Here is an 8,083-nt window from a genome sequence, read left to right as displayed (position 1 = left end):
CGTCGTGGACCACCGCGGCCCACGAGGTGGCGACCGTGTGGGCCACCCACAGGCGGGTGGCCACCCCCTCGACGTCGGGTTCGTGGTGCCAGGCGGTCCACACGTCGCCGAGTTTCAGACCGAGCGCGAACCGCACGTCCAGGTCCTCGCCGCACACCTGCCACGGCGACAGCCGGGTGGTGGACTCGTCGGGCTGGTGGTGGTCGCGCACGACGTCCCGGTAGATCCGCAGGTCCGTCCGCTGAGCGCGCATCAGCATGAACGACCCGTGCGCGCTGAACTTCCCGTAGGTGTGCTGCTCGCCGACGACGAGCCGGAGCAGTCCGAAGGAGAGCATCGGGCTCTCCCACGGTGTGACGATCACGCCGCCGGGGTCGGTCTGTTCGATCCACGCCGTCGGCACCCTGCTGACCGAGCAGGTGGAGATGATCCGGTCGTACGGCTGCCGGGGGGCCCAGCCGTCGGCGCCGTCCCCGCTGACGGCCTCCACGGCGAGCCCGGCCGCGTTGAGCGAGGCGCGGGCCTGCCGGGCGACGTCAGGGTCGACCTCGATGGAGGTGACCCGGTCGGCGCCGAGCCGGTGGGCGAGCAGCGCGGCGTTCCAGCCCGTTCCGGTGCCGATCTCCAGGGCCTTCAAGCCCGGCCAGACACCGAGGTCGTCGAGCATCCGCACGACCATGGCGGGCGAGGAGGCGGAGGACGACGCCCAGGCCTCCGCGCTGTCGGCCGGTTCCTCGCCGTCGTTGACCTGCGTGACGACAGGCCCGTTGGCGTAGGCGGCCTCGAACCACCGGTCGGGCTCGTCCCGGAGGTCGCAGGGCCGGAGGTCTCCGTTCTCGTCGTCCAGCCAGATCCGGTCCGGCAGGAACCGGTGACGCGGGGTCGCCCTGACCGCGTCCTTCCATTCCTGCGGGACGGGCTTGCCGAGTTCTTCGCTGATGGCCAGGAGCAGGCCGCGCACGGCGGCCTGCTCCTGGTGGATGTTCTCCGTCACTGGTCCTTCTTTTCGTGCTTCGGAGGCGGCTTCGGGCGCGAGGTGTCCTTGGACGGCTTGTCCTTGCCCGGGTCCTGCTGGCCCGCGTGCTTGCCGGCCGTTCCGCTCATTGGCCCTCCCTGTTGGTCGGTGAGGTGTGGAGGTCGTCGCGTGGCTACAGGTCCGGCGGCCTCGGCGACGGGGGCGAGGCGGGCTTCTTCGGCTTCGGGGGATCGGTGACCTGCAACGGCCTGCTCCTGTCAGCTCGTTGTGTCCTCAACGGTAGGGAGGGGGCCTGCGCCCGGTCGATGAACTTGCTCGACCTTGCCCGGATTCACCCGAGCGCGTTGATGGCCTGGGTGATGAGCGAACGCGCCTCGGCGCCGTAGACCGCGATGCTCGCCAGCTCGGAGAAGGCCTGGCCGTACTCGGCGATCTCCGCTGGTTGGGTGATGGTGAGGTGGGCGGAGACAAGCTCGACGTTCACCTGCGCATCGTCGTACATGGTGAAGGACTCAACCGGCCATCCTGCACCCCTGGTTGTCCCGAGGGGAATCACTCCGAGGCTGACCGAGGGAAGGGAACCGACACCGATCAGATGGCCAAGTTGGCCCAGGAGGACGTCCGGCGTGCCGATGACCGTTCGCAGCACCCACTCCTCGACCAGGACGGCGAAGCGGTGGTCTCCGGTGTGCAGCACGTTCTGCCGCTCCATCCGTACGGCGACGGCTTCATCGACGTCGTCGGGCGTGTTGCGCAGCGACACGATCGTGTGGAGCACCGCACGCGTGTAGGCGGCGGTCTGGAGCAGGCCAGGGACGACCCACGACTGATACATGCGGAAGCGGCGTGTCCGCTCGAACAGCGGGCGTACGGATTCCTGCGCCCGCTTGAGTCCGGCTCGTTCGAGGCGGCGCCACTCGACGTACATGCCTTCGATGTTCCGGGCAGTCGCGATGAGGTCCGCGGCCTGATCAGGGACGCCACAGATGGCCGTCCAGACGCGTATGTCAGCCTCCGACGGCATCACCCGGCCACTCTGGATCTTGGAGCACTTCGATTCATGCCACCCAGCGGCCTCGGCCACCGCCCGCGCGCTGAGTCCGGAGTCTCGCCGGATATCGCGCAGACGCTGGCCGAGAGCCTGTTTGGCTTGCTGGACGCTGGATGACGCGGACACGGTCTAGTGCAGCCGGAAGTCCTTGTGCGGCACTGCCCGCTCCCAGACGGCCTCGAACGCGGAGTGGCAGAGCTTCAGGATCTCCGGGTCGGTGCTGATCTCGTCGTCGACGAAGTCGCCCTCGCCGCTGAAGTGGTGGACGACGAGGTACTGCCCGTCGATCAGCCAGAAGTCATTGCCGGGGAGCGCGAGGTCGGTCGTCTGCCTACGCGGAAGCCAGCTGACCTGCTCGCCGGAGGCGATGTTCCGGAACGTGATCTCGTGCTCGAACCGGACGTACTCGCTGACCGGCTCCGACACCACGCGGGCGCGCCGGATCTCGACGCCTCGGGCGGTGGTCTCCTGGACCAACTGCAACCAAGGGCTCCACCACGTCGAACGGTCGGCCGGGTCGTCGCGGAGCCCGTCGAGCCAGCGGACGAACAGCGGATCGTCTCGCATGTAGCCGTCGCGCATCTCAAGGTGAAGCGCCGAGCGGGTGCAGGACCGCAGCAGGTCCTCAAGCGTGGGGGCCGCTGCCACCGTTCACCTCCGGGAAGAACTGCATCATTCGCCTGGGGAATTCGATCACGGTCTCGTGCCCGGGGACGTCCATCTGCGCGAGACGGTCCGGGTCGAGGACCTTCCAGCCCTGGAGGATGTAGTTGCCCGTCACGTCATCGAGGTAGACGGTCGGGGACTTGCCTTCGGGGCTGTCGGGGTCTTGTCCGAGCTTGTGCAGCGCCATCGTGGGCCTCCTCGTGGTTGGAGTCGATCGCTGTGAGAGAGCTTGCCGCACAATTCGGTACCCGCACCACGAACTTGCTTGAACTTGCTCGGCGAGAGCGAGCAGGTTCATGCAGTGGAAGACGCTGACATTCTTTTTGATGCCCTATCAGATCCAGCTTTCGGCAGCCGCGGTGAGCAGCCGCCGGGCGTCCGCGTCGTAGAGCGCACTCGGGGCCAGTAGGTCGAAGACCTTGCGGTACTGGGCGATCTCCTCGGGCAGACCCAGCCGGAGTTCGCCGCTGACGACCTCAACGGAGGCCAACTGGTCGTCGAAGATCCAGAACCCGTGCACGGGTGAGGCGGGCAGGCGTGTGCGGAACGGCACGACGCCCAGGCGCAGGGCCGGGAGGGTCGTCGCGGAGACCAGGCGGTCGATCTGGGCGCGCATCACCTCGGCGGAGGCGGTCCCGTAGAGCAGGGCGGCCTCGGTGAGGAGGATGTGCCAGTGCCGGCCGCCGGGCGAGTGCGAGTACAGGATCTGCTGACGGGCGAGGCGGGCGGCCACGGCGGCGTCCGTGTCCGGCGGGCTGTCGTTGAGCTGGGCGTGCTCGCGGAACCGTGCAGCCGCGTAGTCGGCGGTCTGGAGAAGGCCCGGTACCCAGCAGGGTTCGAATGCGCGGATGGTCTGTGCCGCGGCCTCCATGTCGGCCCAGGACTTCTGGACTGCGGCGTGGCCCTGTCGCAGCTCGTGCCGCCATTGGGCGTACCGGTCGTCCAGCTCGTGCAGTTGGACGACGAGTTCCGCAGCGGCCTCGGGGACGTCGCAGGCGTCGGCCCAGGCCCGGACGTCGGCGACCGTGGGGGATTGCCGCCCTTGCTGGAGCTTGGACACCTTGCTCGCGGGCCAGCCGAGCCGGCCCGCGAGGGTGCGTCCGTCGAGCCCGGCCGCCGTACGGATCGTGCGAAGGCGTCGGCCGAGTTCCAGGCGGGCTTCGTGGACGCCCTGTCGTGTGGTGCTCAACGCGGGCTGCCGGTGAGTCGCAGCTTCACGATTGCTCCTCCTAGCCGAAATTTCTCAAAGTTTCTCACCGGCGTGGTCGTGACGGAAGGTCGGAATCGGCCAACGGCGCGTCGTGGCGGGCGCTTTGAGGGCGGGAATCTGGCTGGGTAACGAGATCGCCCGCTCGTCGGGATCGACGAGCGGGCGAGGGTGCGTAGCTGTGGAGTGGGCCTGCCTCAAGCGCCGAAGAGGCGGCGGCGGGGAGGGCGCGCGACGACCGAGGCGTGTTTGAGGGTGCCGGTGAGCTCGATACGGAGCCGGGGCCTGGCGTCGCCGCCGCTGTCGAAGCGCTGCTTGACCTTGGAGAAGACCAGGGTGAGACCGTCGGTGTCGAGGGTGACGAGGCCCGGCGGGCTGATGATGAGCAGCTTGCCGTGCCGCAGGGACACGTCGATCAGAAGGGTGTCGGCCGTGATCACCGCCTCGGTGAAGTCGAGGACGACCGTGCAGTGCTTCGGCCGCAACTCGATGTGCCGGGGGACCACCCAGCGCCCCGCCCGGGTGTACTTGCCGCCGCGCTGGTCGATGACCAGCACGTCCTTCGGCACGGCCACGGCCGACGCGAAGCTCGGCAGGTCGGTGGTCAGCTCGGCCAGCTCGGCGAGCGTCCGGGCCGAGAGCGCGGCTTCCAGCCGGGTTTCGAGTTCTTCGGGGGTGAGCCGGCCGTCTGCGGCGGCGACCTGCAGCGTTTCTACGATGCGGTCCCGGTCCTGATGGGATGCCCGTAGCGCGGGCAGGTCTCTCGACATGGGTCCACGCTAACCCAGGGCGGGCGGCCCGGAACAGGGAGTTGGGCGGAGGCGGTCAGCACCAAGTGTGCTGACCACTGGGCGTGCGGTAGAGGTTCAGATGAGGTAGTCGAACTCGCCGGCCTTGGCGCCGAGGACGAGGGCGCGGAGTTTGGCGGTGGTGGTGGTGACAATGATGTCGGGGTCGTCGGATTCGCGGAGGTGGCGGAGGTCGTCGTCGCCCTGGGCAAGTTCAAGGCAGGCATCGGCGCCTTCTGCGTCGCTGTAAGACGACTTTTGCCAGACGAGGTGGGACATCGGACGCCTTTCAGGTCTGAAGCTCGTAGAGGAGATGGTGAATGAGCCCCCAAGAGTCACGTGTATCGAGCTTACGCAGGGCGCCGTTGCAGTCGACAGGCGGGAGTGAGAGCTCGCTCAACTGCTGGAACTTCTGCACGTAGGCATCAACATCGACTGGGTCTCCGAGGTACTCCGAACGCTTCGGGCCGGAGAGGATCACCGTCGACAGCTCAAGGCATCCCGGGTCGCAGAACAGGAATGAAGCCGAGAGCGGCGCATGCCTGGGCGCGGTGAATGGCAGTACCTGGATGCTGACATTCGGCAATTCCGCCACTTCGATCAGATGAAGAAGCTGAGACCGCATGACTGTGTCTCCGGCAAAGCGCATGCGCAGCGCGGCTTCATGGATGACGAACTTGAACTGCCGTGGCTTGTCATCTGCGAGGATCCGCTGTCGGCCGCTTCGGAAACGGACCTGTGTCTGGGGTTCCCATGGGCTCCTGGCGTGACCACCCTCGTAGATCGCCTTCGCGTAGTCGGGTAGTTGCAGCACCCCTGGGATGTAGAGCGAGTCGTAGCTGTGCAGCCGGACGGAGCGGTCCTCTGCCTCGGCCAGATCCAGGGCGAGGGGCGGGACCTTTCCCTTGAACTCGGTCCACCAGCCCTTGCCATCGCTCGCCCCGAGAGCGCGCAAGAGGGCGGCATAGGTCTCATCCGTGCACCCGTAGCCGTCAAGAAGAGTCGCGAGCCGTTCCGAGTCGAGTGCCGTGCGCGCCGCCTCGATGTGGCTGAGCTGCGGCCCGGCGATGCCGATGAGGGCACCGGCATCCTTGACCGCCAGCCCGGCGGCCTCGCGCAGCCGCCTCAGCTCAGCGCCGAACCGCCGCTGCCGTTCGCTGATTTGGGTCCTGAGTGCCAAGGGGGGTTCCTTCCGTGTCGGGGCAGTCTCCACCCACACGAGTGAGCTTATCCAAGCTGGGTGGGTCTTCTCCGCGATTAGGTTGCACGCGTGAGCCCTGTGCTCTTACTCTCAGTGTTGCACCGGTCACATGACGGATCGTCAGTGACTCCCCCCTCTCCCTCCCGGGGTCTCTCATGCGTGCTTCCAACCCTCCCGACTGGACCGCCGCCCGCACCGAACTGTGCGACCTCCTCACCACCGCCGGCTGGCCGCCCCCCACCATCTGCGACGCCGAACTCGCCCTCCACGAACTCTTCTTCAACGCGTGGAAGCACGCCGGGAGCCTCGCGCCCCTCGTCGTGCTCTCCCTCCTGGAGCGCAGGCTCCGCGTCTCGGTCTGTGACGACAGCCAGACCCTCCCGCCCGAGCCGTGCGCCCCCGCCGACCCCTACGCGCTCTCCGGCCGAGGTCTGCACCTCGTCCGTTCCCTCGCCCACCGCTTCGGCGCCGACCTGCGCAAGCAGGGCAAATCCGTCTGGTTCGAGCTGCAGTTGGACGCCGCCTGATGCCCCTTCCCCGCCGCCGCCCGATGCTCCCGACCGACCCCCGGATCCGGTACTACACCGACGACCACATCCGCACGCTCCTCGCCGAAGTCGACGAGCGCGGCCGCAGGTTCGGCCTCATCTTCCCCTCCGCCACCATCGACCGCACCATCGACGGCCGCGTCCTCGTCCGCTTCAACACCGCCCCGGCCTCCACGCTCCTCAACCTCCTCTCCCTCCTCCTCGCCGCCGACCGAGACCGCGAAGACCCGTGCGCTTTCTGATCGCCGCCGCCTTCGCCGTCCTCCTCGCCCTGGCGATCGCCACCGTCGTCCTGGGCGTCATCACCGCACTCAACGTTGCAAAGCCCGACGAGGAGGACCCCTGACATGTCCGACCCGGACCCGGACCCCGACTTCGGCCCCAACCCCCTGGCCAACCTCCTGGCCAACGCCCTCGCCGCGACCCACTACGCCGTCGCCGCCGCCTTCAACACCCTCGCCCCCGGCGTCGCCCAGCCCGTCCCCGACGACTTCGACTGGCGCGAACTCGAAGCCTTCATCTTCCACTTGGGCTTCGCCGCCGACGACTCCGACGCCGCCCTCAACCTCTACCGCTTGGTCACCGCCGTCCAGCGCATCGCCTACCGCGAGGCCGCCGGTCGCAACGCCGCCGGGCACCCCGCCCGCCTCAACCCCCACCTCAACCCCGGCCCCAGCCCTGCCCCCAACCCCCGCCCGTCCTCCGTCGGATTCACCCGTCGGGGTGGTGCCGGGTGAATGCCACCGACCGCGCCCCGCGCGGCCCCTAGCGTGGGCAGGGCCAAGCGCCAGCCACCCCAGGGGAGGGGACCCGACGTGTCCGACGTCGCCGAATACCTGCTGCTCTACGTCGAGGGCGACGCAGTCGTGGCGCACGACGCCGACCTGCACCCGCACACGTTCCCCCTCCCGCCCGGCGAGCTGGGCGCCACCATCACCCGGGCCGATGCCGCCGGGGGCGCCCAACTCCTGCTGGCCGTCAGCTCGTCCGGGATCGTCTCCTGCCGCGAGATCTGACGCACCGTCAATCTCCGGGCGTGTTCAGCGCCGACCACCGTCCGCGTCTGATTGGCTACCCGGATGCGAGGCGACAGGCGCCTCCAAGTCAAAGGAACACCGGCATGACGACAGAGCGCACCAACCCGGCGGCCCGGCTCGGGTTCCAGTCCGGGCAGGTCGTCCAGGAGATCGGCTACGACGAGGACGTCGACCAGGACCTCCGCGAGGGCATCGAGTCGATCACCGGCCAGGACCTCGTCGACGAGGACTACGACGACGTGGCCGACACCGTCCTGCTCTGGTTCCGCGAGGACGACGGCGACCTCACCGACGCCCTGGTCGACGCCATCGGTCTCCTCCAAGAGGGCGGCATGATCTGGCTGCTCACGCCGAAGTCGGGCCGGGACGGCTACGTCGAGCCCGGCGACGTCAACGAGGCCGTCCAGACCGCCGGCCTCTCCTCGACCAAGGCCATCGGCGCCGCCCCGGACTGGGCCGGCACCCGCCTCATCGCCCCCAAGCGCTGACATCCCCGGAGCGGGAAGGCGCCCGGGCGGCGGGCGAGGCCCCCCCCCCGCCCGGACCCGCGCGCCGGCGGCGGCCCCCGGCCGGCGCGCGGCCCCCCCGACGGCGGCGGGCCGCGCGCCG

13 protein-coding genes are annotated in these 8,083 nt (G+C 69.0%); 5 read left to right on the top strand and 8 right to left on the bottom strand.

The genetic code is table 11. The annotated features are described in order from the left end of the window. From ACFV6I_RS12500 to ACFV6I_RS12465, 8 genes are all read right to left on the bottom strand, one after another. Positions 1-994 (bottom strand): methyltransferase domain-containing protein (locus ACFV6I_RS12500; RefSeq protein ID WP_380424960.1); only part of this gene is annotated, 994 nt, incomplete at its 3' end. Between the two features lie 313 nt (positions 995-1,307). Beyond that, positions 1,308-2,153 (bottom strand): helix-turn-helix transcriptional regulator, encoded by an 846-nt coding sequence (locus ACFV6I_RS12495; protein ID WP_063348122.1) that lies wholly within the window; start codon positions 2,151-2,153, stop codon positions 1,308-1,310. Between the two features lie 3 nt (positions 2,154-2,156). After that, positions 2,157-2,675 carry a DUF6879 family protein gene (locus ACFV6I_RS12490; RefSeq protein WP_380424957.1) on the bottom strand — a complete coding sequence of 173 codons (519 nt, stop codon included), beginning with the start codon at positions 2,673-2,675 and terminating at the stop codon, positions 2,157-2,159. After that, positions 2,653-2,880 (bottom strand): hypothetical protein, encoded by a 228-nt coding sequence (locus ACFV6I_RS12485; RefSeq protein ID WP_063348120.1) that lies wholly within the window; start codon positions 2,878-2,880, stop codon positions 2,653-2,655. The genes ACFV6I_RS12490 and ACFV6I_RS12485 overlap by 23 nt, the downstream gene beginning before the upstream one ends. Positions 2,881-3,027: 147 nt before the next feature. Next, positions 3,028-3,882, bottom strand: a complete 855-nt coding sequence (locus ACFV6I_RS12480) for a helix-turn-helix transcriptional regulator (RefSeq protein ID WP_063348119.1) — start codon at positions 3,880-3,882, stop codon at positions 3,028-3,030. 215 nt (positions 3,883-4,097) lie between these two features. Then, positions 4,098-4,670, bottom strand: coding sequence for a DUF1707 domain-containing protein (locus ACFV6I_RS12475; RefSeq protein ID WP_380424954.1), 573 nt, complete (start codon positions 4,668-4,670; stop codon positions 4,098-4,100). 96 nt (positions 4,671-4,766) lie between these two features. After that, positions 4,767-4,967 (bottom strand): DUF397 domain-containing protein, encoded by a 201-nt coding sequence (locus ACFV6I_RS12470; protein ID WP_363371647.1) that lies wholly within the window; start codon positions 4,965-4,967, stop codon positions 4,767-4,769. Between the two features lie 10 nt (positions 4,968-4,977). Continuing rightward, positions 4,978-5,868 (bottom strand): helix-turn-helix domain-containing protein, encoded by an 891-nt coding sequence (locus ACFV6I_RS12465; protein WP_380424952.1) that lies wholly within the window; start codon positions 5,866-5,868, stop codon positions 4,978-4,980. Positions 5,869-6,044: 176 nt separating this feature from the next. Between ACFV6I_RS12465 and ACFV6I_RS12460 the strand changes: the two genes are divergently transcribed. The 5 genes from ACFV6I_RS12460 (at position 6,045) to ACFV6I_RS12440 (ending at position 7,962) form a co-directional block, all read left to right on the top strand. Further along, positions 6,045-6,416, top strand: a complete 372-nt coding sequence (locus tag ACFV6I_RS12460; RefSeq protein WP_063348116.1) for an ATP-binding protein — start codon at positions 6,045-6,047, stop codon at positions 6,414-6,416. After that, complete coding sequence (locus tag ACFV6I_RS12455) at positions 6,416-6,679, top strand: hypothetical protein (RefSeq protein WP_063348115.1); 264 nt, start codon at positions 6,416-6,418, stop codon at positions 6,677-6,679. Before ACFV6I_RS12460 ends, ACFV6I_RS12455 begins: the two co-directional genes overlap by 1 nt. A 105-nt stretch (positions 6,680-6,784) precedes the next feature. Then, a complete protein-coding gene (locus ACFV6I_RS12450; RefSeq protein ID WP_380424949.1) occupies positions 6,785-7,174 on the top strand; it encodes a hypothetical protein in 390 nt (129 codons plus the stop codon). A 78-nt stretch (positions 7,175-7,252) separates the two neighbouring features. Then, on the top strand, positions 7,253-7,453 hold the full coding sequence (locus tag ACFV6I_RS12445) for a hypothetical protein (protein WP_380342927.1): 201 nt from the start codon (positions 7,253-7,255) through the stop codon (positions 7,451-7,453). Between the two features lie 104 nt (positions 7,454-7,557). Further along, entirely contained in the window at positions 7,558-7,962 is a 405-nt protein-coding gene (locus ACFV6I_RS12440) for a DUF3052 domain-containing protein (RefSeq protein ID WP_380424947.1), read from the top strand. The last annotated feature ends 121 nt before the right edge of the window (positions 7,963-8,083 follow it).

The sequence above is a fragment of the Kitasatospora sp. NPDC059803 genome, assembly GCF_042732255.1.
Classification (GTDB): Bacteria; Actinomycetota; Actinomycetes; order Streptomycetales; family Streptomycetaceae; genus Kitasatospora.
The sequence above is the reverse complement of the archived record's forward strand: the minus strand, read 5'-3'. Positions and strand labels throughout refer to the sequence as shown.